Source organism: Chloroflexia bacterium SDU3-3 (assembly GCA_009268125.1).
In the GTDB taxonomy this organism is placed as follows: Bacteria; Chloroflexota; Chloroflexia; order Chloroflexales; family Roseiflexaceae; genus SDU3-3.
In genome coordinates, this window is the sequence record WBOU01000002.1 from 107,728 (window position 1) to 134,697 (window position 26,970).

Here is a 26,970-nt window from a genome sequence, read left to right on the forward strand (position 1 = left end):
CTGGCACCACTGAAAAGAGCACACACCTATGACAACAGACGTAACCCCGGCACTCGAACCGTCCTCGTATGACGAGAGCCAGATCCAGGTTCTTGAGGGTATGGAGGCGGTGCGCAAGCGCCCCGGTATGTATATTGGCCCGACCGACATCAACGGCCTGCACACCATGGTGCGCGAGGTGGTCGACAACTCGGTGGATGAGGTGATGGCGGGCCGCGCCACCACGGTCGAGGTCGTCATCCACCAGGATGGCTCGGTCTCGGTCTCCGACGACGGCCTGGGCATCCCCACCGGCATCCACCCCAAGATGGGCGTCAGCACGCTCCAGGTGGTGATGACCATCCTGCACGCGGGCGGCAAGTTCGACAACGCGGGCTACAAGGTCTCGTCGGGCCTGCACGGCGTGGGCGTCTCGGCGGTGAACGCGCTCTCGGAGTATATGCGCGTGGATGTGCACAACGGGCGCGACGGCAAGCACTACTTCCAGGAGTACCACGCCGGCGCGCCGAAGGACAAGGTCAAGTGCGTCGGCCCAACCGACCGGCGCGGCACGGTGACGACCTTCCTGCCCGACACCACGATCATCCAGACGCTCGACTACAACTTCAAGACGCTGGCCCAGCGCTTCCGCGAGATGTCGTACCTCAACAAGGGGCTGCGCTTCCGCTTCGTGGATGAGCGCGATGGCCACGAGGTCAACTTCTACTTCGAGGGCGGCATCCGCTCCTACGTGCGCCACCTGAACAAGGAGAAGTCAGTGCTGCACAAGGTGCCGTTCTACGCCGAGCGCGTGGCCGACGATGTCTCTGTCGAGGTGTCGCTGCAGTACACCGAGGCCTTCGACACCGATGCGGTCTACTCGTTCGCCAACGGCATCAACAACACCGACGGTGGCTCGCACGTCTCGGGCTTCCGCACCGCGCTCACCCGCGTGATCAACACCTACGCCCGCTCGAAGAACCTGCTGAAGGAGAACGAGGCCAACCTGACGGGCGACGACGTGCGCGAGGGCCTGACCGCCGTGATCAGCGTGAAGCTGAAAGACCCGCAGTTCAGCTCGCAGACCAAGGAGAAGCTGGTCAGCCCGGTGGCATCTGGCGCGGTGGCCAGCGTGTTTGGCGACGCGTTCATGACCTGGCTGGAGGAGAACCCGCAGGACGGCAAGCGCATCATCGAGAAGTGCGTCTCGGCGGCCCGCACCCGCATGGCGGTGCAGAAGGTGCGCGAGACATCCCGCAAGAGCGCGATGGAGGGCTTCTCGCTGCCCGGCAAGCTGGCCGACTGCTCGGACAACAACCCGGCCCGCTGCGAGCTGTACATCGTCGAGGGCGACAGCGCCGGTGGCTGCTTCTCGGGCGATACGCGCATCGCGCTGGCTGATGGCCGCGAGCTGAGCTTCGTGGAGATCATCGAAGAGCAGCGGGCGGGCAAGAAGCACTTCTGCTACACCATCCGCAAGGATGGCACCGTCGGCATCGGCCAGATCACCAACCCGCGCGTCACCAAGCGCAACACCGAGGTGGTGCGCGTGACCCTCGACAGTGGTGAGACCATCGTCTGCACGCCCGACCACCGCTTCATGCTGCGCGACGGCAGCTACAAGCAGGCCGCGCAGCTCGCCAGCGACGACTCGCTGATGCCGCTGTACCGCAAGCTCTCCGACCGGAGCGAGCCGGGCATCACCATTGATGGCTACGAGATGACCTGGGACCCGCGCTCGGACTCGTGGCTGTTCACGCATAAGCTGGCGGATTGGTACAACCGCTGGACGAATGCCTACGCTGTTGAGGATGGCGATCATTGCCACCATATCGATTTCGATAAGCGCAACAACAACCCGACAAACATCCGCCGAATGCCATCTGATCTGCACCTGGCACTGCACCGCGAGCATGTGAGCATGACACTGCATCGCCCAGATGTCGTTCAGAAGAATCGCGAGATTCATCAGAGCGACGCGTTCCGCTTCCAGATGAGCGAGCGTATGCAGCAGCCGGAGACACGCGCTATCCTTTCGGCCCAGGCCAAAGAGCAGTGGTCGAACGAGGACTACAAGCGATTTATGACCGAGCGCTGGCGCGAGTTTTATGCGGGGAATGAGGACTACCGCAACCTTAATAATGATCAGCTCTATCGCGCACAGCAGGAATACTGGGCGCAGGATGAGCATCGCAGCGCTCAGGCCGAGCGGACGCGCAGCTACTTTGCTGCGAATCCGCAGGCCCGCGAAGATCGCGCCGCGCTTGCTGATGTTCAGTGGCAGGATGCGGATTTGCGCGCTTGGCGGAGCGATAAGACCAAGGAGCAGTGGACTCCTGAGTTCCGCACTCAGCGCAAGGCGACGCTTGAGCAGACCTACTATCGCAAGACCCTCGCCGCGCTGAAGGGCTGCGAGCAGGAGGGCGCGCTCAACCTGGATACCTACCAGGATCACCGGAAGCAGACTGGCGACCGCTCGCTGCTGCGCTTCGACTCGTTCTGCGAGCGCTACTTCGGCGGCGATGAGGCGCAGGCGCGCGAGGCGGTGGCCAACTACAACCATCGCGTGGTCTCGGTCGAGCGGCTGGAGGAGCGGATCGATGTGTACGACATCGAGGTGCCGCACACCCACAACTTCGCGCTGGCCTCGGGCGTGTTTGTCCACAACAGCGCCAAGCAGGGCCGCGACCGCCGCTTCCAGGCCATCCTGCCGCTGCGCGGCAAGATCCTGAATGTGGAGAAGAGCCGCCTGGACCGCATGCTCTCGAACAACGAGGTGAAGGCGCTGATCACCGCCATCGGCGCGAGCCTGGGCGAGCAGTTCGACCCGGCCAAGCTGCGCTACCACCGGATCGTGCTGATGACCGACGCCGACGTGGACGGCGCGCACATCCGCACGCTGCTGCTCACCTTCTTCTTCCGCTACATGCGCCCGATCATCGCCAACGGGCACCTGTACATCGCGCAGCCGCCGCTGTTCAGCGTGAAGGTCGGCAAGGACATGAAGTATGTCTACACCGACGCCCAGCGCGACGACTACCTGGGCACGCTGCCCAAGGAGCAGCGCGAGAAGGCCCACATCCAGCGCTACAAGGGCCTCGGCGAGATGAACGCCGAGCAGCTCTGGGAGACGACCATGAACCCCGTGAACCGCACGGTGCTCCAGGTGACGCTCGACGATGCGGCCCAGGCCGACGAGACCTTCACCATGCTGATGGGCGACATGGTGCCGCCGCGCAAGCGCTTCATCCAGACGCACGCGCTGGAGGTGCGTAACCTCGACGTGTAGCGTGTAATTTGTCACGCGTATTGGCGCTAGCGTCACGCGTATTGGCACTAGCGTCACGCGTATTGGCAAAGTCGGGCTTTAGGCAAATACTTGGTATAGGAGAAAGTTGGAATCCTGAGGAGATAGTGAGGAAAAGTGAGTGCATCTTGAGTTCTAGTCAAGATGCACTCACGATTATTATATATGGGTTACAGCTAGATAAGTTAGTTGCTAGTGGCTATCTCAAATTTATAAGCCTTAATTCAACCAATAAATTATAATATCCAGTTTTTTTGCAGCTATAGATATCATATCACGATATGACTTATCTATGAAACGACCTTGTGTATGATCTGTGATAAAAATAATATTCCTATTTATATTTTTAATCTCATAAGCTCGTTCAAATGCGCTCAGCATGGATGTTCTCCAATCCTTTGCTGTTGATAATGTATAGAGTTGATTGTTATCACAGAGAAATGCTTGTGGTTTTGTAAATACTTGCGAGATATGATCACAAGATATACTATGAAGTTGAAGAATTCTTTTTAAATCAGGTTTCTGTTTACTAGAATAAGATTTCATTATTGTATCTTTTAGATAAACTCGAACACGACTAGAATCCATAATCTTTTCTAGCTTACCGCCAATATTGGGGTCAGAAGTCCATACTTCATAGTATTGCTTTCTCTGAGAAATTGTTAAGTGCAACCAGTCTATTTCATCTGCGTATTTGTAAAGAGCCTCGCGAATCTCGTGCTTTATGTCATCAACCTTCATTATAGCTCTCCTAATTAGAGGAAGATTACTCTGGGAAATTAAATTGGTTTGGGTCAAGTATTGGTAAGCGGACTAATTCATCTTCTTCGTAATCTTGAATATTTCCAAGATCCGCAATCCACTCATAGAAAAAATTGCCCATAGAACGATCAATAAAATTTACAACTGCATGAGGTAAAGGTAACCTTTCAACAAAGTTATCATCTTGATTATCTAATAAATCAAATGCAGCATGAATCCTACGGATATCAGCAGCAAAGTCCATTACTATAACATTATCCTTTGTTGGGCTTAGTCTTAAACCTCTACCAAGTTGTTGAACGAATATGCGTCGACTATGTGTTACCCTTAGGAAAACCAGCATGTCAACATCTGGAACATCTACACCTTCATTAAAAATATCTACTACACATATAAATTGTATTTTGTTAGCTGCAAACTGAGAAAGTATTTTAAACCTTATAGTAGGTTCATCTGTATTGGTTAAGGATGCTGCCGTAAAACCAGATCTACGTAAGTCACTGGCAAAACTTTGTGCATGTATTTGAGAAGGACTAAATACAATACATCTTCGGCGATTATTTGAATCGTATACCTCTCTTATTTTATGTATTGCTTCATCATCACGTATTGGAATGATTAATTTTTTATTTAATTGACCTATTGTATATCCATATTGTGACTCAGACTTAACTAATTTCCAATCAATACTATCCAGATATATTCTATAATCTACATTGGAAAGGTATCCCTGGGCCAAACCTTCTTTAATACCCATGTAGAAAACCGGTTTTCCAAGGATTGATGTAATAGGTGTACCCTCTGCACGCCATGGAGTAGCTGTAATACCAATGAGTTTAGATGGATTTAGTTGTTCTATAGTCTTTGAGTATCCAGGTGCACCTAAGTGATGCGCTTCATCTACTATTACTAAATCGAAGTACGGAAGGTTATTAGCATTAGAAAGAGATTGTACAGTAGCGAAAGTAATACCTTCAAAGAAGCTAGGTTTTTCTCCATCAGCAAGTCGATGGGTTGGGATAGTTTTGGGTAGGTGACGCCAAAAGCTTGTTAGTAATTGATTAACTAACGTAACAGTATGTGCAAGTACAAGAATTCTTCCTCGGTCAAGAAACCCATCAGATAGCAAATCTGCTACCAATTCTGCAACAATAACTGTTTTCCCCAATCCTGTTGCTAATACGATAAGCCCATGGCCACTTTCTAATACAGCAGAGCGTAAACGTTCGACAGCCTCAGCTTGATAATCTCGAAGAGTAGGCCGTGAGGGAACATATAGTGGAACTTTGTAACTTGCTTTCTTGAGGTCTTCGGGTCCTAAATGTTGGATCTGTAAACCAAATCCTTTTAACCTCTCTAATTCTTGAAAGAAAGCACGTGTTGGTTGTTGGGATGTTATAATACCTAATTTATCTGCATCATAGATCATGCCTGCTTTACGTATTTCATTAATTGCTTGTTTCCCAGGAGGTGTTTTTGATGAGAACTTACACTGAAATACCCAGATAGCTCCTTTAGGGTCGGTTGCTAGTATATCAGCTCCACTATCTCCTGAGCGTCCTACTACTCGTGGATTCTTCCACCCTGCATGTAGTAGAAGACGGACAGGAGTTCTTTCAAATTCCTGCCATGGCCCATATCTGAGTAGTATATCATCAAATAATTCAGGCATATATTTCATCCAAACTAGACATATAGCTCTCTATACGGCCCATGCAAGCACGGACAAAAACAAGATATGATCGAGATAATTCTAGAGGAGGAGTTAATGGATTAGCAAATTCACCAATTTTAGTTAGTGAAATCCATACATCTTGCATCAGTTGCTTCTGATAAATAGCTAATAAATCGGTATTGCCTCCAAGCTTTGATGGATTCCAATCACGCTTAAAACACCTATCATCAAAGAACAATGATGGTTCGCTTTGGAGCAAAGAAGCTATATGCCATACCTCAAGGAAATCAATCTTCTTAGCATTCGCTGCCCCTAAAGCATAAGACAGTTCGACTCTTTGTTGATCTTCTGGTGATAGCTTTCTTAGAAGGTTTTCCTGTGAATCTTCGCTAAGTTTGTTTGCGAGTTTATAGATTAGTTTCTTTCTAAGACTATCTATATCTGATCGTATCTCGTTGGTACCTAAAGAATCTGCTGCTGAAAACTTGTTTCTTAAACTGACTAAGATTTCTCCATAATGAGTTCCATCACGAACACCCATTGCAGCTACTTCTTCAGATGTTATATAATGAGCGAATTCTGCTAATATAGCATCTCTTAGTTGAAATGATGCAGAATTAAAAGAAGGGTGTTTTGGTTGAATTTCAACCTCGAATACTCCTTTTTCAGTTATTCTACTTTTCCAAGGTGTTCCATGAAATGAATCAAGTGGTTTATTTATATCATAGACTTCAATGACATATACTCGGCTAGATAAACCTATTCCACTAACTGTAGAACTTAACTGAGGTATTATTATTCTGTTAGTTTTTGTTTCATTGATAACATTAAGCTTTCCAGGTGGTATTTCTTTGATATTGGTTGGTTGATTAGTTGATGTGGTAATACTGTTAATTTCTGATGATATTCCCGTATCAAGACCAATATCAGTCTCGATTGAGTCGGACTCTTTGAATTCAATATTGTACTCGTCTGTGCTGGTAGGTGTTGATTCCTCACCTTCTAATTCTATCTTCCATTTATTGTTGTCTAAGTATTCAGTTATGCCTTTCCTATAAGAATCTGCCCACAAGCGAGCTTTATCATTGTCTTGAATAAAAAGTATATCCCTCCATGTCTGGTTTGATTTTGAGAGAGGTGAATTTCTGCGAAATACTCTGAATAGCAGCCCTAGAGGTGAATTATTGGCTTCAGGGAAACCGTGTTTAGGTCTATTAATAAGAGGTTCATTATTGCGAATCGCATTCAGTAATTGTTTCCAACTAGAATGCTCTCTTTCGAATCTATGTTTGGTATAAAAAACATATCCATGATCTAGATGGATTTCACCGACAATTCTTCCTCTATTACGTGGGTCATCTATAGGGTACTCTAAAACGTCATCCCATTCGAAGAGGCTCTTACATCCTATTTCTATTTTTCTCCCATTTCTGATAAGATCTATACCGAATTCTTTGTTGTCAGCGTACCTCTGAATTCCAATCCAACCATAGATTCTTTCAGGGACTTCGATTACGTCATCTCTGGATATATTGTCTAAAGAATCATATAGCTTACCATCTATTTTAGATAAGTATTTAATGCCAAAGGTCTGATTTATTTCTTGAACTGGGCGCACTAATCCTTCATTTTTCCGATATACGTCCCAATCTGCAGGCCATATACAGTGCTGCCAAGCTTCTATTTTTTTGTTATTCATATAGAGAGAAAAGCCAATAGGAAGAGGGGTTTGGGAACGCAGCATTGTGCTGTATACCTTAGATAAATACTCACTTATATTATTTCGTACCCATTGGGTATTTAGGAAAGAACCTTTCCATTCAGAACGTAGTCGAGAAACTTCGATTTCTGTACCACTAGTATTTGGGTCTGCTTTTATCCTTGTGAGGGGCTTTAGTAAATATGACCCACCAGTAGCCATTTTAGGTAAATCTATGTCTAAACCTACCCACTCTTCATCACCAGCACGCGTAGTCCAAATTTTTGTTAATGAGCCTAGTCGCGCCGTAGCTATATTGAATCCTATACCATAAAGGCCAAGATTGCCAAAGCGATCATTAGAACTCCAGCCAGCTTTAACAGCAAGTTCCAGATCTTTGATTGACATTCCAGGCCCATTATCTTTGACAACAACTGTCTCTTGCCCTAAAGCAATATTAACTCTAGGCTTTTCTATAGGATCTCCGGCACGCATTCTCTTAAGAAAACCATCTATAGAATTATCAATAAGCTCGGCTAGACATTGCCAAGGACGGAGTTCAATTTCACCTAAGACCGTCAGGATGGTAGGATGGGGCGTTACATCAATCAGCTCGGAATTCATAGTATCTATCCTAGTATGATTTCAAAGATAGCTTAAGCCGATTATAGATTTCCAAAGCGAAAAGTCTACCTACCTCAACAGGAACAGCATTACCAAGTTGTTTGATACATGCACCCCAAGGACCACAGAACTCCCAAGTGTCGGGGAACGTCTGTAATCGTGCTGCCTCGCGTGTAGTGAAATAACGAACAGAACCATCCTTATCGATGCGTAGCATATTTTCACCACCAGGCGTACCATGAGTACCGGCCTTAAGTGCCTTAGATGGGTAATCCCAAAAACTACCAATGTGTGATTTGTAAGTTCTTGCGCCTGGATGCTGTATATGATTAAGCAAAGATGGCTCTTCCCCTCGAGGACTGGGTTCTGGCATATTGTTTAACGCATCACGTACAGTTCTCCAAGGTTGAATCCCTTCTTCTTTTAAGAAATTCGCTTGGTGGCTAGAAACCAATAGCCTTTCCCGTATACCTAAATGATCTTGTGAAGGCTGAATGTTATGCCGTTCCCAATATACTTTGCTAACCCACTGATCATATAATAAAGCTTCCTTGCTATGAGTTGCGGTAAGAGTGAATGGCTTGATTCCAAGATCTTTACGGAATGCTGATATAATAACTCTTTCTCTGCGCTGTGGTACTCCAAAATCAGCGGTATCAATAAGCTGATGAGTCACAATATATTGTTCTTCATCCGCGAAGTCAGATTCTCTCAAACAACATAATTCTTTATAATGATCATACCAAGTATGATTATCTTTCATAGTATGACTTGGAAATTGAAGTCGTTTTAGAATGTAATCCAGATACTCTCTAAAACACTGACGTACTAATCCTTTAACATTTTCAATAAGGACAGCTTTAGGCCTCGTTTTAGCAACTACATCAATAAATGTAGGAAACATATTTCTATGATCATTTGGCCCAAGCTTACGACCACCTGTTGAAAATGGTTGACAAGGAGGGCCACCTGAGAGAAGATCAATCCTGTTGGTGAATTCACTATAGTCTATAGATAAAGCATCTTTTTCTAGGATATGTTCTGGACTAATACCAAGAGCACTCTTACTATTTTTCTTTAGTGTCTGTACTGCAAACTCATTCAATTCGATTAGTGCTAGAGGCTTGAAACCTGAAGAGTGAATACCGAGAGCTAATCCTCCAGTACCAGCGAATAATTCCAAGCAGGTTAGGTTTGTATGACTATCCGATCTATACAGCGAATCATTAGAATTAGCTGATAGGATAGGATTATGAGCTTGTAATATAACAGGTGTGGTCATACATCCTCAATCATGCTTAAGATTCACTCTGAATCTATATCGGTTGTAGAAACTATTATCTTACTAAATCTACACTGTCCAACAGCTCTATGGGTGTCAGAAGAGCTTAACTTTGAACAAGCTTAATGCATATAGATTTTGCATTGTGCTATTTTTCACAATATCTAATTTGGCATCGCCCTTGCCGTATTATAACGTATAGAGGCCACAGCGTCTATTATCTAAGATTACCAAATTCTACAGGTTTCGCTGCAACCTAGTAACTTCTTCATCTACAGGTGAGTGGAAAATCGTTGTAGCCTTACCACATCTTCTCTTCCAAACCACCGCTGTTTTCCATCCATGTCGTTCAGAGGGATGAGTTTACCCTGTTTCACCCATCGGTCAAGAGTGGCTTTGCTTACGCCGAGGAATTTTAGGGCCTCACCAAAGGTTAGTCGCTGATATCGCCACTCAGCAAGCATGGTTTTGTCAAAGCGATAGATGTGACTACCATCGATACTCGGCCCCATGAGTGCGGTGAGGCGACCAGCTCGCGCCCAATTCTGCACTGTTATCGGTGTTATTCTGAGTATCTTTGCTGCGATGTCAGTAGTGATATAACGCTTCTGGAAAGATATAACATCACGCTCATCATAGACTTGGCGGCGTTTATCTTTAGGTTTCGTCGGATCTTGTACTTGTATTGGCATCAGCAGTCTAGTGCTAACCAGATGTTTGAGGGTTGTTGGTTTGCATTCCAGACGCTCACAGACCATGTTTGCCGATAGCATTACGGGCTGCTCTGCTTGTACGAACTGGCTCAGCGTGGTCAAGACTGCAAGTGATTCCCACCAAAGGACGTGTAGCCCTATCGTATTTTCTGCTCTATAGGTTGGGAGTGTCCCTTCTTGGACAAGAGCCAAAAGGTGCGGGAGTCGTATTCCTATTGTAGAGAGCGTGCGTTGAACTCGGAGTAGATCCCATATCTCGTTGGTGAAACCGGATGGAAGTGTTCGGATGGGAACATTTTCGAGCAACGCTGTAAGGGAATCCATTATAGCTTTTGTTGAGAAGCACCATGTCGATGTACCGTCTACAAGAGGCCCACTCGTAGCCTGAAGGAGGCCAGCAGCAACCAGAGCAACGATCTGTTCTTTACTTACGCCATAGGAGTTTGCTGCCTCAGTCAGCGAAAGCTGGGTCTTGCGAGCAAGTCCGAGTTGTTTCACGCTTTCTGCCTCGATGAGTCTCCATGGACGCTTATGGTTCTGCGCTGGCGGACGTGTGGTTCGGAGATCGCCGGACGCTATGTGTGTTTTGAGGTTCTGTTCGCTGATTCCAAGGCGGCGGGCTGCTTCTCGTTGAGAAAGGAGTTCAGGGAACTGTCTATCAGGCAATCGTTGCGCGATACGATAATAGCGTAGCCAAGGATAGACAATATCGGTATCTGTGCGCACCTGCATGTATGCCATCCAACTTTGGTGCAGCCAATCCCATTCACCACCACGAAATTTAGTCTGCAACATCCTAGGAAAACGTGCATAACCATCGTCTTCAGTGGCAGCGATGCGATCCAATGTCATATGCCATGTTTCAGGCCAGTATTGAAGCAACTGCCACATTGCCGTAAGCATGTTATGAATAAGGTTCACGTTTGCTTGTTGAAGCGTTATGTATAAACCTTCTCTAACAAGAGGTATGAGAAGGGTTGAATCGTTGAAGATGGGATTATTAGGATCTCGCGAAAGAAGTAATTGTGCTCCACGCCAGAGGAAGGTGAAGAGTGTGCAGGTTGCCATATTATGCAGCGGATTATTTGCATCAATAGAGAGCGATGCGGGCGAATATGGTTTAGAACCACATTCAATGGCACTCCATAGCAGATTCGTAAGTTGTAGGCTTGCTGGGTGATTACTGATCGATGTTGTTGGAAAGGAATGAACCGGTTTTCCGCAACGAGCGCAAGTACCGGATGAAATTGTAATACAGAGTGAATTCTGACACGATGGGCATGTGTCCACGAGCATTACTTGATGTTTCTGGCAACTCGTAATAAGGCGAAGCTGCCAGGGGGCAAAGAATGTTTGATCGGTACTGTAACAGAGAGGACAAACCTTATGGACGCTGCTTGAATGGATCCACCGTCCAGTATCGCTCCATTTCCACATAGGGATATTCGAATCTCCATATTCATGCACCAGTGTAGCCAGTTCTTCTTCCGGGTAGAATGCTGGTACGAAGCGATGGATGGTACATGCTGCCAAGCGTTCTGGAGATATCCCCGTAAGCTCAGCCAAGATACGATAATGGGTGGCAAGACGAAGCGCATTGATATTGTGTGGGATGGGTTTTGGCAAGAACCCATGATACCAGTAAGGCTCCTCGTAGTGGTTTGCCCGTCTCAGACGTTCTAACAGCCCTACCATGCTTTCATAGGGAAGGGGAGTAAGTCGATTGATGAGGTGCATACTCTATCCTATGCTACATAATGCCTTGGCTCGTTTTACGCTTTTCCCGAGCTTTGCTACGCTGATTTGTCCCTCCCACCGATGTTGGGATGTTTGGTTTTGTCGGTGACATTGGTGGTGGGCCAATAAATGGATTGGCAATTTTGCGGCGCTTGCCGGCTAGCCGATCTGCAAAGGCTTGGGCAAGAAGTATGTCATCAAGATGCTCTCGTCCTTGAGTGAGCGCCAGATAGGAAGCGCGGCGGATAAGTGCTATGAGGTAGCTAATTATTCCCTCTGAAGCTACGAAACACCTCCAGGCTCGCTCACGGTTAGCCAGCATAGAGGGTTCGTTGAGCGGGAGCAGCTTCTCAAGCTGGTCGAGAAACGTACGAAATTCTATAATGGTGCTAGGTATTGCTTCATCCCACGTAAAGGATTCTAATTCTTCGGGGTCGCCAAAGAGGCGTGCAAGCTGTGGGTTGGCTGCAACAACCTTTTCAGCCTCACCCTTTAACCCAATTAGTATGCAGGATATATGGGTGTCTTTGATGAGGTTTTTAAGCCAGTCGCTAACGGCTTCTTGAATCTTATGATTGTCTCGATTAAAGAAATGCTGTAATTCGTCCAGAATTACAAGTTGGACATCGCATTCCTTAATGAAGCTGATAAGACGAGCTGTCATCCCTCCCGTTGTACCACTCAGTGCGCGTGGGTCTCCGAGTGTCTGGAGGAGTGCTGCTGCAAGATTTTTAATGGTTGCGGGTGAAGGAATCGTTGTGCGTAACACTGGGCAATGGACTCCTGTTTCCGTTATCGTCATGGGGTAGTTTTGCGCATAGGAGTTTGCGAGGGTCGTTTTACCTGCCCCTGTTTGTCCAATGAGAAGCATGCAAGGAGGCTCCGCTGCAATAGGCTGCATCTCGTGACTTTCACGGATCTTCTTCATGATTTCTGTCCAGCGAGGATAGATGACACGTATTTGCTCCACGTAGACGATCCGCTGCGGTCCTGGAAGCTTACAGATGTCTGCATGTGATAGGTATGGAGACGAGTTGGATGTGTCCATGAACGTTCCTTTTATCGCTTTGATGATGGCAAGTGATAATCGCCGCCCCAACCGGACGTGTCCAAAGGGTCTTCATTCGAAGGTGGTGGCAATGGTTTCTGCTCAGTTTCTTGGGTACCCTGAGGTACAGACGCGGGGGATGTTTCCTTGGATTGTTTGGCAGTATATGCTTTTGGCTGCTGCGGTGAATCTGTGGGAGGTGGCAATGATGGTTTGGGCGAGATAGCCTGTGGATCCGCGGTCGTCGTAGCTTCTGATACTGTGAGTGCATCAGAAGTAATATTGGCACCAATATCGAGGAATCGTGCGGCAGACTTGCGGCCCTTAATCTTACGAGTGAGCGAGAATTCGTGTGCGACAATCTGCTGGATCTGCTGTTTTGCCGCTGCGAGCGCCTCAATATTGACGTCACGCTTCTGCTGAAGGACAAAACGGCGAATGACGCGGTGTTTCCAGAGGGAGAGACCTTGGGTGTAAGCTTGATCAATCGCTGGTATGCGAAGCCAGCGCTGCTCGTTTGGGGAATAGACAGCGATTGCACGTAAATCGGCGGGATCGTATTTGATAGCGACCGTTGTGCCACTGCCTAGCACTGATCGCATCTGGGCGATGTCGGGGCTTTGGTATACCAGCGATTCAAAGTCAATCCCATGGCGCTGGAGTGTACGTGTCTCGTTCGGCTGAAGAAGTAATCGTACTTCTTCGGCATTGTTATGCAGAGAAGGGATGAACCCATTTGCTACACTTTCTGCCCACCTCTTTGCGGGGATGCCACCAATGCCATCGTGCCAACGTTGCGCATAGATATCAAGCAGAAAGATATGCAGGATTTTCAATAATGTGTTGAGGGGAAGACAGGCATGCGCAAAGACGTTGTAGTCGCCGCGATCGATCATATTTGAGAAAGTCGTTCCAGGGAGGGTATGAATAAGGCCCGTGTTGTTGGTGCGGAAAAATCGTTCAATGCTGCCCTTGAACCAGGGTGTATGGACAGGCATGCGTTCCAGAATAATGCCAAGCTGTGCGCAGGCATGTTCCAAATCCTGTCCAATGAATTCTTTGCCGTTGTCGATAACGAGCAGTTCAGGCAGTCCATAAGCTAGCCAGGAGTTCTTTGTTTCGTAGCATTGGCTTGTATCTGCCTTCGGGAGAATCCCATGCTGGAGGCAACTGCTGATGGTACGGTAGCTGGGCGGCTCAAACCCGAGGTAGAAGCCAAATGGGAACCCAGTATATACATCCAGTGCGTAGGTGAGTGTTGGCCGTCCGATGGGAAGGCGATCCTCCTCGTCAACAATAAATACATCCAGAAGGGTATGATCAATTTCGACGCGTTCAAGAATGCGGGTAGGCTGTGGTCCTTGTGCCACCGGAGCATCGGTTTGTAGCTCTTTCCGACTGGCCCGCCGACGGAGAACGGTTTGGATACCAGTAGCTTGAATGCGTCGATACAGGGTTGAGGGACTCGGTGGTACTAACTGCTCAGAAGGTGATCGAAGTGCATTTTCATCACGAAGACGGTTGATGATCATAAAATATACATCCTGGGCAGTACGGTACTGAGGTTTGGCTACACACTCGGCTAGGATTCCCTGCACGATTGCTTCGAGTTCAGCTTTGAGATTAGTTTTCCCTTTCCGACCATGCCCTGGTGTATTTGGCACGAGTGCGCGTATGTCAAAGCCACTTTCCAAGAATGCGCTGAGCCAACGTTGAATACTGCGGTTGCTTGTAGCCTGCCCAATCGCAGCACGGGTATGCCGGTTATTGCCAGTTGGTACAGACTCAGTCGTTGGTGATACGGTATTTGTTGGCTGTAGTGATGCGGCATAGTCTGCAATAGCCGCAGTGGTGCATTCTTTGGGCGGCATGCGTAGCAATGGTAAGAGTAATTGATATCTCCTCCAGGCTTCATCCCGTTGTTTGGCTGGGAGCATATGAAGGTCATCAAAGGTGTAGCTCGTAGCCAGCGGGCGTTCGGATGTGTTGCTCACATTGTGTCCCCGAACCTCAAATTGAATCTCTCCTCGTCCCCAGGCTTCAACAAGTTCGGCATAAGTGATGATGGCTTGGCCACCAAAACTCTGATTTTCGACAGCTAGCCGACCTTCGGTCAAGATTTGACGTACGATATACACATTCGACTGATAGAGATAGCGTGATCCTTGGGTAAGGCGCAATCGAGCCATGGCTTCCTCCAATGTCAGCTAACAGGGTAACCGAATCAAACTGGTGGTTGTGAGTGGCTGATGCATATTAGTACGGAGGATATTTCGGAATAAAAGCGCATAGAGATGGGGCGCATGGATCATCGATGAGGTGCCTGCTAAGGTCGAAGCGAGAATGCCAAATGGTAGTCCATCAGGATTGTGTTCTAACAGTGCGCGGCAACGGGTTGGGACATCGATGGGTATTGGTGTTCGTGCATAGCGCCAGAGAAGCTTGAGATTAGCAAGTTGATGTCCCGAACGCAAGTCAATATCAGTTATCACGACAAACATGTGATCATTAGCAGACGCCCATGTTTGTCCTATTCTGATCTGGCGTTGAGCCACATCATCAGAAACAAGTGCGGCAGGTTTACACTCAACAAGTTCTTTTCCTGTTGCACGGATGACCTGAAAGTCTGGGGTGTAGGTGTGGGATGTGCCATCCAGATCGGTATGGGAAATAGTGAATGGTTGTGGGTAATATGCATGAACGGTGGGGTCGTATTCGAGAAAGAAGAGGAGGTCGCGTTCAATCGTGGACTCGTAGGCGACATTTGGCGGCATCTTGAGGCTGGGGAATGAGCCAATAATATTGCCGCCACGATTGCTGGGGACTCGTACAGGCATAAAATTCCTCCTCGCTTCGTATAGCCGAGGCAGGCTCTCATTCCAAGAGGGAAGCGACTTGTTGGGGTAGTGTTCTGCCTGAAGACACGCTGGCCTTCTCAAGGCTACTATAGAACGTACGTTTTGTTTTGTCAATCGGTGATTTCTCAGGATGAGAGAGGAGGGCTGCTAGAGGCTGTCGATTCTCTTAGCAACATAATATGGGAAGAAGTTTTCTTGCCAATCTGAATGCTTTAGCTAATGGGTAACTTGCTTTTCGGTATTGCAAAAGCAGTTGTGTGTTATATCATTATGATACGTGGTATTCGGTCATCGGTGTTGACTAACAAGAGGGAACTATGAAACAAGAAAGCCTATCTATTATTCATTTATTTCTCGAAAAGGTTGAGGAAATGCTAAGCGAGGAGTTTATAAAGTCCTTGGAAGAGAATTCTACGATATCAGTTTCTATCAATAGCAAGAAAGGCTTAACGGAAAGAATAGCTCCAAGCTCTACGTCTATAAAAGCGGTTGCCACAAACTATCGAATATTTACTTCGGCTGAGAATATATCTATTAGAGGGTTAGGTAAGCTATTAGATGATCCTGATATTTCTCTAGAATGGAAGAAAACATATCAAGATGTGCGTGATAAATTAAACCAATTTCTTGATGAAGAAACTGGGTTTCATATTGGTGATGGAGGAACTCCTTTGACAAGGCGATATATAGTTGATATTTTCATAAACGGTTGGATATTCCATGTTAAAGATAGTGATAAAACAAAAGTTTATAGGGAATGGAAAGAAAGTCCATTGATATTTTATGGTTTAGAACAGGTATTTATTACCGTTATTTATCAGCTGTCTGGTGCTGTAGGTATTATCGCAGGCCGATGCCGTGAGGAGATTATGAGATCTGCGGAATAAGGTTTTGATTACTATCAACTAAAAAATCTCAGAGTAAACTTTTTGCCAATACGCTCGGCAATAAGTTTACTTTTTGCCAATACGTCTGAAAATAGGTTGCCAATACGTCTGACATAGAAGCCTTTCCTGGGCTTTTTTCTGCCAATACGTGTGACAATTTACATAGCGCTGTGCATGGCCGCGCGTGATTGCTCGATAAACACCTTTGGTGTGAAAAGCGGGTTTCTCTGAGATTATCTCGGAGGAACCCGCTTTTTATATCTTTATCATAGCATTGCAGTAGATCTCCACATAGACTGTTCTTTATTTGGAGATACGATATGACTAGCACAAGGAAAATACTAGCCCTCTTTACTGTATTGCTCTGCGTGGTGGCGCTATGGTGGTTTCAGATCAGGCCGATAAAGGCAGGCCAGGATTGTCCAAACACATGGGAAGAAGCCACTCGGATGACCGAAGAAGATCGAGCGCGCTGTGCTCGCTTTAAAGAGCAATCACGTCTCGATGAGCAGTATGCAGCGGAGAAAACAGCAGTTGCTCTACGGACACAGAGGCCCATCAAGGCTACCCCAACTGTTCCTTCAAACCAGCGCCTTGCCGCTACTCCGACACCAACGACCCCTCCCATAAACACGCTGCCTGAGAGTATGAGGAGAATAGAAGATATCACAGGCACTGATACCACTGCACAGTTGAAGGTACTGAATGGTATGAATAGTGTCTGGCATGTAAGTGTTGTCCCAACATTTGATGAATTCAGCTATGGATATTATTTTGTGTGGGCGAGTCCTAAGCAAGATTATCAATTTGCAAGACTCGGTACGTATGTCCTGACTAATAGTGCTGGAGCTGCTGATACGTACGATCTTGTCTTTGAGCTTCCTAAGGATGTGGGCGATATTACCATCACCAATGTTACCGCGCCAGACGGCATTGTCTCTTTCACCACCAGCTCAGGGCGAGAGGGCACGTTTAACTTACACTCAGAAGAGTGGGTATTTTCTTCATAAAATATACCTGCGAGATACAATAGGTTTTGTGCTGTAGCAAAGAAAAATCATTGTATGCGTCTCTTTTCAGAGAGATATCACCTGTCTGTGATTGACATCGGTGCTTCAGAGCAGATACCCTGATAGTGCAATAATAGGCGCACCTGATCTATTCCCAACCATATGCCTTGATGCACCAGAAAGGGCACCCCAATGCGCAGCGCGTGGCTCTTCCTCCTGCCCGTGGCGGCGCTGCTCGGCAGCTGCGGCGTCGCCGATACCGCAGCGAGCACGCCCGCCTCCGCGACGGCTGCGGCCTACGCCGATGCTGCGACCGCGCAGGCGGTCTCTATCGACACAGGGCTGGCGTTTATCCCCAACCAGGGGCTGGATGCGGGCGACGCGCTCTTCTCCGCCCAGGCGTTTGGCGGCGTGGTGCAGTTCGCGCCGTCGGGGTACTAGGTTGCGCTGCCGACCGACGGGCGAGACCTCGGCGGGCGACCGGCGGCGCAGGTTGTCAGCCGGTGGTTTGTCGCGGCTGATGCGGGCGTGGCGCTGGCGGCCTACGGCCAGCCGACCTCGGAGATCTTCGTCGATGCGCCAGCGGGGCAGGCGCGGCTGCCCGTCTACGCCTCGATTGCCTACCAGCGGCTCTACCCTGGGGTGAGCATCGTGTACGGCGGCGATACATCCAGCCTGTCCAGCACGATCTTCATCAACCCAGGGGCCGACCCCGCGCAGATCTGCTGGGCCTACCCCGATGCCGAGTCGGTCGCGGTCGACCCCGCGACGGGCGACCTGCTCATCCGGCTGCCGCCCAGCGCCGCCGCCGAGATCCGCGAGCGCAGGCCGCTGGCGTGGCAGGAGGGCGCTTCGGGCGCGGGGGATGTGGCGGTGGCGTATACGGTGGCCGCCGACGGGACGATAGGCCTGTCGCTGGGAGCGTACGACCATGCGGAGCGGCTGTTTATCTCCCAGAGCCTCCAGATGGGCGGGCCGAGCACGGCGGGCGCGGCCACGCCCGCGCCTCGGCCCGCCCAAGCGCCTGCGGGCGGCTGCGGCGGCCCCAGGCCGACGGCGGACACCCTCACGCCGAGCGCGGTGCCAACCTACGACTGGCAGCTTGCGGAGATGGAGCTTGATGCGGGGTCGACGCCCACGCTCCGGCCTGCGGATGCGACGGCTCGTGCTGAGCGGAATTCAAACCGAACGGCAGTTGCCCAGAATCAAGCAACAACCCGTGCGATAACACCACGCGCTATTGACAACGCATCGAGTCGGCGTCGCGTTTATACACCCCTACCTACCATTCCATCGCCTGATGGCGTTGTGCAGTGTGAATTGGTGCAAACTGACATTCATGTGCTTATGGGAAGCTGCTTTCGGAAAACACAAGGCGAAAGGCGCATTACAATCGGAGCAGGTATACAAGTCACTCTATCTGATGATAGACATGATGATCTTGGTATTATTATTATTTATGAAACAGATAAACCGTATAAAGTATATAGGCTTCCTGAGAATGAAGGAAATCTTACTATTACCGCCGCTACATGGCCGCATATCACGGTGCGGTCGGCGATAGGCAAGGAGCACGGCTTTAACGCGGAGACGCTGGAATGGGAGACCCCGCAGGCCACGCCGACGACCCCAACGCCCACCGGGATGCCTACTCCGTAACATCGTCAATTTAGCCCCTGGAACACTGTTCCAGGGGCTGACATTTTTCGCAGCTTGCGTACCTCTGAACTTGATTCCCCCTCCGAATCAGCCTTTCTGCTTGATAATCACCACGAACCCTAGCGTAGCATCGCGCTGCGCATCTGGCTTTCTTTCTAGCGCGCCACCTTCTGGAGCAGATACCAGGGCATGAGCAGCCGATCGATCGTCATCTCCCGCAGGGTGAGGGCCTGACTCATGCTGACAAAGCCGAGCCGGTACTGCGCGAAGCACAGCCCGTTCCACACCACCAGCAGGGCCAGCGCTGCGAGGATCAGCCTGCGCCGCTGGCTGCGGTCGCATGCGCCGATCAGGGCCGCGAGCGCGAGGGTGAGCAGCGGTATCGCGCTGGTGAACCTGCGCCCGCCGAAGGCGTCGTCGGCCCACCAGCGGGCGGCGGCGCTATTGATGTAGAGCTGGCACAGGAAGAAAAACAGCGCTGCGGCGGCGGCAGATCTGTCGATTTTCCATAGGGAGATGATGCCGATTAGCGCAAGGATAAAGATCGGGTGCCAGGAGAGCAGGCCGTGCCGTGTGGAAAACAGCGTGGGCAGAACCTGCGGATTCGACCACATAAAGAAGTCATTCCCCTGCGGGAGGGTCAGAATTGTCCCATAGATAGCGTGCCACATGATCATCTGCGGCAGAAACCCAACAGCGACCGCGCTGATACATAGCGCGAAGCTCAGGGCTGCGCTGCCTAGGCTCATGTTGCGCTTGTAGAGCCACCAGGCGATCTCGGCAAGCGGGATGAGGATGACCACGCCATCCTGCCAGCGCGTGAGGGCAACCAGGGCCACGCTCAGCCCGATGCCCAGCCACCTGAGCGGCGACCGCTGGGCATCGGGCGGGTACCAGAGCAACAGGAAGAGCGATACGGTGAACAGCGTGGTCGCGTGCGACATCGACGGCTCGGCGATGATGTAGTAGAGCGCCTGCGTTGCCCACCACATGGCCAGGGTCGCTACCAGCGCGGAGAGCACCGACCCGAATCGCCGAGCGATGCTGTAGAGCATGGTGAAGCCAAGGCTCGCGTACACGATGCTGCCAAGGCAGATAGCGGCCTCGTAGATGTAGCCTAGGCCATCGGTCGGCACCGTGACGCCGAGCGCACTCAGCAGCAGGGAGACGCCATGGGCGGCCAGGAAAAATGGCCCCCACAGCAGCGGCGCGCCAATGGCAAATGGGTTTGGCGGCACGCCCTGGGCCGTCGGCGCTGGTGAGCGCACCCCTAGGAGCTGATAGTCGTTCGTAAAATCAAAATCATGGTCGATGACCAGCGATCTGATGGTGGCGTAGTAGCTTGTGCCATCCGAGCCTATCAGGTGGTTGTCGATGCGGGGGAGCGGGATGGTGGCGAGAAAGACGAGCACACATATCAAACTGGAGATAAACACCGCCCTTTTTGCGAACTGGTGATCATTGAGTCGATGGTAGATGTTTTGCCAAAGGGTGGAGTAGCGCACCTGATCGTCTGTTATGCCCTCAGCGTATCCCATAAGACCCCTTGTGCCTGGCGGCCTGCGTATAGGCCGCGTGTGCTGCAACACAGCCTCGCGCCGCCGCCCCGGCTGTTTTCGAGCCATGCGGCTATCGCTAAGGCTACATGATCGTGCGGCTTATCACTGATATGGTGAGCAAAACCGACAGCATCGTGCTAGATAGCGCTATCTTACCATAAAAAGAGGGAATAATCTTGGTAATATGTGGGGTTGATATGATCAGCATATCTCAACGCCGTTGTTTCTATGCATAGTTCTACCTCATAAAGATATCACCTGCCTGTGATGGACAGCGGCGCTTCACAGCAGATACCCTGATAGTGCGACAAAAGGCGTACCAGATCTATTCCCAACCACATGCCTCAATGCACCAGAAAGGGCACCCTAATGCGCAGCGCGTGGCTCTTCCTCCTGCCCGTGGCGGCGCTGCTCGGCGGCTGCGGCGTGGCCGATACAAGCACGGCGGTGCCGACCTACGACTGGCAGCTCGCGGAGATGGGGCTTGATGCAGGGCCGACGCCCACGCTCAGCTCTACAGATGCAACTACAGAGGTATTACGAAATCGGAATAGTACAGCTGTCGCACAAAATCGTGCAACGACGCTAGCGATTACGCCAAATGATGTTGGGATGCCTGCATCAAATAGGCGTGTGATATATACTCCAGTTCCTCCAACACATTCACCTGATGGCATTTCGTCGTGCAAACTTGATGTTGCGCAATTTCACGCTGTGATGTTTAGCTGCTTCCGAAAAAATCAAGATGACGGTGTGCTTTTGATCGCTGCGGGCAAAGAAGTTGTTCCTCAGAGGGAGGGCTTGCAGGCAAATAGTGTTCTCCTCATTTATAAGCCGCATATAGAACCCTTCATGTACTTCCTTCCTACGGCTGAGGGGAGCCTTATGATCACGGCGGTGAGTTGGCCACATCTCACCCTCCGATCACAGGCAGGCAAGGAGCACGGCTTTAACGCCGAGACGCTGGAATGGGAGACCCCGCAGGCCACGACAGCGCCGACCGGCACGCCTACGCCTGAGCGGGCCTTCCCGAGCATCAGGTAGCCGCGCTTCCCACGCTGGCGAACAGGCCCCACCAGGTGAGCGCGGCCAGCGTCACAAACATGGCCACCAGCAGCCAGATCTCCAGCTTCGAGCGGCCCGTGGCGGCGGCGTGGCGCATGCCGTAGCGCCAAGTGAGCGCGGCAAAGGCCAGGCAGACCAGCCCCGGCCCGAGCGCGACCAGCGCCCCGTAGGCGGCACCCCGCGTGCCCAGGAGCGAGGCCAGCAGCATCGGGCCGAAGCCCAGCGCGAGCACGGCGGCGGTGAGACCGACGACCTGCCACGAGAGGCCCGCCAGCCCTAGCTCGTCGAGCAGGCGCGAGCTGGTGGGCGGCGGCGCGCGGCGACCGCGCGAGGGTGGGCGTGCCATGGTGCGTTGCTCCTTACTGGCTAGCTGGGCGATAGCGGCTCTGCACGAAGCCGTTGGGGAAGGCCTGCGTCGCGATATGCTCAAGCGCGAGGTCGCGGCCAAGCGGCCCGAACAGCGGCAGGCCCTCGCCGATCAGCACGGGGATGGTGGTGATGGTCATGTCGGTGATCAGCCCGGCGCGCAGGAAGCTCTGGATGGTTCTGCCGCCATCCACGTAGATGTGGCGCACGCCCTCGGCCTCCAGCCGGGCGCAGAGCGAGACCGGGTCGAGGTGGCTCAGCTCGGCGTGGCCCTCCAGGCGGCTGGGCAGCTCGGCCATGCTGCGGCTGAGCGCCACCACGCGCTTGCCCGCGTAGGGCCACGGGTCGAAGCCCAGCGCCTTCTCGAAGGTGCCGCGCCCCATCACGATGGCGTCGACCGTGTCCATGAATGCCTGGTAGCCGTAGTCGCTCTCGCTGGCCGCGGCGCTGGCCTGCTCCAGCCAGTCGATGTCGCCGTCGGGCCGCGCGATGAAGCCATCCAGGCTGGTGGCGATGTACACCGATGCGCGTATCGACATATCCCCTCCCTTTCATGTTTCGCGTGCGGACTTCGGATGATAGCGGGCCGCGCCGCGCGGCGCATCGTGCGCTGGGCGGATTGGGCGGTTGGGCGCGTGATATCTTCGTTCTACAGCGAGAAGCTGTCGACGGATGGGGCATTTTTTTGCTAGAATGATGCCAGTGCGCCAGCAACATTTTCTGCCAGAAAAACCATGATCGACTCCTACACCCGAGCCTTCGCCAAGCTCCGCTCCGATGCGGTGCCATCGCGCTGGGGCGCGGCCACAATGGGGCGCGCCCCACACAAGCCGCTGCTGCTGCTGTCCATCCTCGACCTGATCGCGCAGGGCCAGATCCAGACCAATGTCATCGTCCCGAATGCCGACCTGCTGGATGTCTTCGACCTGTACTGGGTGAAGGTGATGGGCCGCGAGCGCGAGGGCAATCTGGCCATGCCCTTCTTCCACCTGCGCAGCGAGGGCTTCTGGCACCTGATCGCGCTGCCAGGGCAGGATGCGCTGCTCTCCTCCGCGCGGCAGATCCGCTCGCTGCGCGACCTGCGGGCGGCGGTGCTCGGCGCGTCGCTGGATAGGAATCTTTTCCAGCTGCTGACACAACCCCATTCGCGGGATGATCTGCGGCGCGTGCTGATCGAGCGCTACTTCGCGCCGGAGACGCGCCCGCTGCTGGTGGAGGCCGGGCAGATCGCGCAGGACTCGTTCACCTACAGCCGCGAGCTGCTCGACCGCACTCGGGGTGTCTTCCGCATCGAGGAGGCACCGGATGCCGACGAGGGCTTCCGCAGCGAGTCGCGCTCGGCGGCGTTTCGGCGAGTGATGGTGCAGGCCTACGCGCACACCTGCGCGGCCTGCGGCATCCGGCTGCTCACCCCCGAGGGCCGCACCGCCGTGGCTGCCGCACACATCGTGCCCTGGAGCCACAGCCATAACGATGACCCGCGCAATGGCCTGGCGCTGTGCGGGCTGCATCACTGGGCCTTTGATCAGGGCATGATCACCGTGACGCCCGCGCACCAGCTGGCGGTCTCCCCCGCTGTGGCGGATGATGCGGGCGCGGCCCCCATCCGCGACCTGGGCGGGCGGGCTATCCACCTGCCCGCCGACGCACGCCTGCGCCCCGCGACTGAGGCGCTGCGCTGGCACGGGCGCAACATCTTCCGCGCCGATGAGTCGTGGCGGGCCGGGTGATCGCGGCCTGGCCCATCCGGCGAAGGCGCTGCGGAGGGATGGCTGGCCATGATCAGGCCCGCAGCGGCGCGGCTGCGCTGGTGCCGCTGTCGGCTTTTTTCGATATCCGCCAAATGTTTGCGCCTACGCTGGCCGTAAGGCTGCTATAATGCGGCCTATGCGAGCCTGGAACCACAACTTGGCCCCGCGCCTCGCCCCGGCGCTGGCGTGCTGGCTGCTGGCCGCGTGCGTCGGCGAGCCGCCGCGCCCGCAGGCGCTGCCCGGCGCTGCTGCGGCCACCCTTGTGCCCTCTGCTACCCCTGCGCTCTCCACGCCTGTGCCTACGCCCTCCCCAACGCCTGCGCCGCCTGTCCGCATCGCCGTGATCGGCGACTACGGCCTCTCCAGCCCGCCGGAGGCGGCGGTGGCCACGCAGGTGGCGGGCCTCGCGCCCGATGCGGTGGTGACAACGGGGGACAACAACTACCCGGCGGGCGGGGCGGACACGATCGACGACAATATCGGGCAGTACTACCACCGCTACATCGGGCAGTACCAGGGTGCGTATGGCCCTGGCGCGGCGGAGAACCGCTTCTTCCCGGTGCTGGGCAACCACGACTGGCAGGCCCCCGGCGCGCAGCCCTACCTAGACTACTTTGCGCTGCCGGGGAACGAGCGCTACTACCAGGTGGATGTGGGGCCGGTGCGGGTGTTCGCGCTGGACAGCATGCCGGGCGAGCCGGATGGCACCACAGCGGACTCGGTGCAGGGCGCGTGGCTGCGGGAGGGGCTGGCTTCCTCCGGTGCGTGCTGGAACGTGGTGGTGATGCACCACCCGCCGTACTCGTCGGGGCTGCACGGGTCGAGCGAGTGGATGCAGTGGCCGTTTGCGGCCTGGGGCGCAGACATGGTGCTGGCCGGGCACGACCACAGCTACGAGCGCCTCGCGCACGATGGCATCCCCTATGTGGTGAATGGGCTGGGCGGCGGCGCGCTGTACGACCTCGGCCCGCCGATCGCAGAGAGCCAGGTGCAGCACGATGGGCAGTACGGCGCGATGCTGTTGGAGGCCGACGCGCACACGCTGCGCTTCCAGTTTGTGACGGTTGATGGCGCGGTGGTGGATGACCAGACCCTGCGCGGCGGCTGCGGCGGCTAGGCGGGAACCATTTACCACGAAGGCGCGAAGTGGGGACGGTTTACCACCAAGGCTCCAAGACTCCAAGTTTCGGAAGGGTGAGGGGCGGTGGTGGGACGATCCCACGCGGTGGTGGAACGATCCCACGCGGTGGTGGAACGATCCCACGCGGTGGTGGAACGATCCCACGCGGTGGTGGAACGATCCCACGCGGTGGTGGAACGATCCCACGCGGTGGTGGAACGATCCCACGCGGTGGTGGGACGATCCCACGCGGTGGTGGGACGATCCCACGCGGTGGTGAAAAGCAGAATGGGGCGAGACCGCACGGATCTCGCCCCATTCTGCTTTTTCTACCAGAAGCAGCCCTAGCTGTAGTAGCCGTAGCCCTGCTCGATCTCGGCGTCGTTCAGCACCACGCCCAGGATATTGGCCTTCACCTTCTCCAGGATCTGCCGGGCCTGGCGGGCGCGCTCGCGGCTGGTCTTGTGGGCCTGGAGCACCAGCAGCACGCCATCCACCCGCGTGGCCAGCACGGCGGCGTCGGTCACAGCCACCACCGGCGGGGTGTCGAATAGCACGATGTCGGCCTGGGCGCGCAGGCGTGCGATCAGCGCCTCCATGCGCCGCGAGCCGAGGATGTCGGCAGGGCGCGGCGGCAGCGGCCCGCTGGGCAGCAGGTGCAGGCCGGGCACCTCGGTGGCCACCAGCGGCAGCGCCTCCTCCTCGCTGGCCAGGATGACGCTGGTCAGGCCGCTGTCGTTATCCACCCCGAACAGCGTGTGCAGCGAGGGCCTGCGCAGGTCGCAGTCGACCAGGATAACGCGCTGCTCGGACTGGGCCATGGCCACGGCCAGGTTGGCCACGGTGGTGGACTTGCCCTCGTCGGGCGAGGTGCTGGTGGCCAGCAGCGTGGTGATCTGGCGGTCCAGGCTGGAGAACTGGATATTGGTGCGCAGCGTGCGGTAGGCCTCGGCGGCCTGCGAGCGCGGGTCGCGCAGCGTGATCAGTTGGTTGGTAGCTGTCATGGGTGCTCGCTATCTGCTCAGCTTCAGCCTGCGGGCCAGGCTGGTGCCCCGGCGCTCGCCCTGGTGCGGGATCGCGCCCAGCGTGGTGAGGCCCACGAAGCGCTCGACATCCTGCGCGGTCTTGAGCGTGTTGTCCATCGCCTCGATCAGGAAGGCCAGCAGCAGGCCCAGGATGAGGCCCAGCACGAAGCCAGCGGCCACATTCACCCTGGTGTTGGGCTTGACCATGCCGATGTAGCGGGCGTGGTCTTGCACCGAGATGTAGATCTTATCGGTGCCATCGGTCTGGGCGTTCTTCGCCGTCTGCAGTGCCACCATGTTCTCGCCGATGGCGTCGGCCAGCCGCGCGGCGGTGTCGGATTCTTCGGGGTAGTCGACCCGCACCACCATCTTCCACTCGTTCGGCAGGGCCTGCATGCTCACCACGTCATCCAGCAGCCAGTCGGCGCTGCGGTCGAGGTGGAGCTGGGCGCTCACCTTCTCAAGCTGCGACTTGGCCAGCGCCGAGTCGCGCATGTTGTTCATACTGCTCTGCATCACCTGGGTGAGCGAGGCATCGAGGCGGCTGGGCGAGACCGAGTAGTAGGCCTCGGCGCGGTAGACCGGCGTCTGCGCCTTGCTGAAGAGAAATGCTGCGACGGTGGCGGCGAAGGCCACCAGCAGGATGGCCCACCAGCGTCGGCGCAGGATATTCACATAATCTATAAGCTGCATGGCTCCTCGGGGGTATTCAGGCTTGGGATGCTGGCGGGAATAGTAGACGATCTTGGCGGAATCGGCAACGCGGCGCAGGTTTTGTCCGTAAAACGTTTACCACCAAGGCTCCAAGACACCAAGAAAAAGAGGGACGAATACCACGAGGACG

22 protein-coding genes are annotated in these 26,970 nt (G+C 53.2%); 9 read left to right on the forward strand and 13 right to left on the reverse strand.

The genetic code is table 11. The annotated features are described in order from the left end of the window. Positions 1-28 precede the first annotated feature (28 nt). Entirely contained in the window at positions 29-3,268 is a 3,240-nt protein-coding gene (gene gyrB / locus F8S13_03350) for a DNA topoisomerase (ATP-hydrolyzing) subunit B (protein KAB8144885.1), read from the forward strand. 237 nt (positions 3,269-3,505) lie between these two features. On the opposite strand, the gene F8S13_03355 is transcribed toward gyrB, so the two are convergent. From F8S13_03355 to F8S13_03390, 8 genes are all read right to left on the reverse strand, one after another. Further along, positions 3,506-4,027, reverse strand: a complete 522-nt coding sequence (locus tag F8S13_03355) for a hypothetical protein (protein KAB8144886.1) — start codon at positions 4,025-4,027, stop codon at positions 3,506-3,508. A gap of 25 nt (positions 4,028-4,052) precedes the next feature. Further along, on the reverse strand, positions 4,053-5,729 hold the full coding sequence (locus F8S13_03360; GenBank protein KAB8144887.1) for a DEAD/DEAH box helicase: 1,677 nt from the start codon (positions 5,727-5,729) through the stop codon (positions 4,053-4,055). Beyond that, entirely contained in the window at positions 5,713-8,046 is a 2,334-nt protein-coding gene (locus F8S13_03365) for a hypothetical protein (GenBank protein KAB8144888.1), read from the reverse strand. Before F8S13_03365 ends, F8S13_03360 begins: the two co-directional genes overlap by 17 nt. A 10-nt stretch (positions 8,047-8,056) precedes the next feature. Next, positions 8,057-9,328 carry a DNA (cytosine-5-)-methyltransferase gene (locus tag F8S13_03370; protein KAB8144889.1) on the reverse strand — a complete coding sequence of 424 codons (1,272 nt, stop codon included), beginning with the start codon at positions 9,326-9,328 and terminating at the stop codon, positions 8,057-8,059. A 272-nt stretch (positions 9,329-9,600) separates the two neighbouring features. Beyond that, positions 9,601-11,778: a helix-turn-helix domain-containing protein gene (locus F8S13_03375; protein KAB8144890.1), complete on the reverse strand. Its 2,178-nt coding sequence runs from the start codon at positions 11,776-11,778 to the stop codon at positions 9,601-9,603. 13 nt (positions 11,779-11,791) lie between these two features. Further along, positions 11,792-12,826 carry an AAA family ATPase gene (locus F8S13_03380; GenBank protein KAB8144891.1) on the reverse strand — a complete coding sequence of 345 codons (1,035 nt, stop codon included), beginning with the start codon at positions 12,824-12,826 and terminating at the stop codon, positions 11,792-11,794. A gap of 11 nt (positions 12,827-12,837) precedes the next feature. Then, a complete protein-coding gene (locus F8S13_03385; protein KAB8144892.1) occupies positions 12,838-15,015 on the reverse strand; it encodes a DDE-type integrase/transposase/recombinase in 2,178 nt (725 codons plus the stop codon). Between the two features lie 18 nt (positions 15,016-15,033). Beyond that, the gene (locus F8S13_03390; GenBank protein KAB8144893.1) at positions 15,034-15,663 is read right to left on the reverse strand and encodes a hypothetical protein; all 630 of its coding nucleotides are present in this window, start codon (positions 15,661-15,663) and stop codon (positions 15,034-15,036) included. 338 nt (positions 15,664-16,001) lie between these two features. On the opposite strand from F8S13_03390, the gene F8S13_03395 reads away from it, so the two are divergent. The 4 genes from F8S13_03395 (at position 16,002) to F8S13_03410 (ending at position 19,240) form a co-directional block, all read left to right on the forward strand. Further along, positions 16,002-16,571, forward strand: coding sequence for a hypothetical protein (locus F8S13_03395; GenBank protein KAB8144894.1), 570 nt, complete (start codon positions 16,002-16,004; stop codon positions 16,569-16,571). Positions 16,572-17,020: 449 nt separating this feature from the next. Further along, positions 17,021-17,581: a hypothetical protein gene (locus tag F8S13_03400; protein KAB8144895.1), complete on the forward strand. Its 561-nt coding sequence runs from the start codon at positions 17,021-17,023 to the stop codon at positions 17,579-17,581. 192 nt (positions 17,582-17,773) lie between these two features. Next, positions 17,774-18,022: a hypothetical protein gene (locus F8S13_03405; GenBank protein ID KAB8144896.1), complete on the forward strand. Its 249-nt coding sequence runs from the start codon at positions 17,774-17,776 to the stop codon at positions 18,020-18,022. A gap of 87 nt (positions 18,023-18,109) precedes the next feature. Beyond that, complete coding sequence (locus F8S13_03410; GenBank protein ID KAB8144897.1) at positions 18,110-19,240, forward strand: hypothetical protein; 1,131 nt, start codon at positions 18,110-18,112, stop codon at positions 19,238-19,240. A 155-nt stretch (positions 19,241-19,395) separates the two neighbouring features. On the opposite strand, the gene F8S13_03415 is transcribed toward F8S13_03410, so the two are convergent. Then, entirely contained in the window at positions 19,396-20,652 is a 1,257-nt protein-coding gene (locus tag F8S13_03415; protein ID KAB8144898.1) for a hypothetical protein, read from the reverse strand. A 516-nt stretch (positions 20,653-21,168) separates the two neighbouring features. On the opposite strand from F8S13_03415, the gene F8S13_03420 reads away from it, so the two are divergent. Beyond that, on the forward strand, positions 21,169-21,843 hold the full coding sequence (locus F8S13_03420) for a hypothetical protein (GenBank protein ID KAB8144899.1): 675 nt from the start codon (positions 21,169-21,171) through the stop codon (positions 21,841-21,843). Here the strand turns inward: F8S13_03420 and F8S13_03425 are convergent. Together F8S13_03425 and F8S13_03430 are read right to left on the reverse strand one after the other, a co-directional pair. Then, the gene (locus F8S13_03425; GenBank protein KAB8144900.1) at positions 21,836-22,210 is read right to left on the reverse strand and encodes a hypothetical protein; all 375 of its coding nucleotides are present in this window, start codon (positions 22,208-22,210) and stop codon (positions 21,836-21,838) included. The two genes, F8S13_03420 and F8S13_03425, sit on opposite strands and share 8 nt — an antisense overlap. Positions 22,211-22,223: 13 nt before the next feature. Next, entirely contained in the window at positions 22,224-22,769 is a 546-nt protein-coding gene (locus F8S13_03430; GenBank protein KAB8144901.1) for a dihydrofolate reductase, read from the reverse strand. A gap of 195 nt (positions 22,770-22,964) precedes the next feature. Here F8S13_03430 and F8S13_03435 point away from each other — a divergent pair, with 195 nt between their 5' ends. The 3 genes from F8S13_03435 to F8S13_03445 all read left to right on the forward strand — a co-directional run bounded on the left by F8S13_03435 (position 22,965) and on the right by F8S13_03445 (position 25,449). Beyond that, entirely contained in the window at positions 22,965-23,960 is a 996-nt protein-coding gene (locus F8S13_03435; protein ID KAB8144902.1) for an HNH endonuclease, read from the forward strand. 157 nt (positions 23,961-24,117) lie between these two features. After that, entirely contained in the window at positions 24,118-25,098 is a 981-nt protein-coding gene (locus F8S13_03440; GenBank protein ID KAB8145240.1) for an alkaline phosphatase, read from the forward strand. Positions 25,099-25,188: 90 nt separating this feature from the next. Further along, positions 25,189-25,449 carry a hypothetical protein gene (locus F8S13_03445; GenBank protein ID KAB8144903.1) on the forward strand — a complete coding sequence of 87 codons (261 nt, stop codon included), beginning with the start codon at positions 25,189-25,191 and terminating at the stop codon, positions 25,447-25,449. Here the strand turns inward: F8S13_03445 and F8S13_03450 are convergent. Next, positions 25,446-26,105 carry a CpsD/CapB family tyrosine-protein kinase gene (locus F8S13_03450; protein KAB8144904.1) on the reverse strand — a complete coding sequence of 220 codons (660 nt, stop codon included), beginning with the start codon at positions 26,103-26,105 and terminating at the stop codon, positions 25,446-25,448. The two genes, F8S13_03445 and F8S13_03450, sit on opposite strands and share 4 nt — an antisense overlap. A gap of 9 nt (positions 26,106-26,114) precedes the next feature. Continuing rightward, the gene (locus F8S13_03455) at positions 26,115-26,819 is read right to left on the reverse strand and encodes a lipopolysaccharide biosynthesis protein (GenBank protein KAB8144905.1); all 705 of its coding nucleotides are present in this window, start codon (positions 26,817-26,819) and stop codon (positions 26,115-26,117) included. Positions 26,820-26,970: the final 151 nt, after the last annotated feature.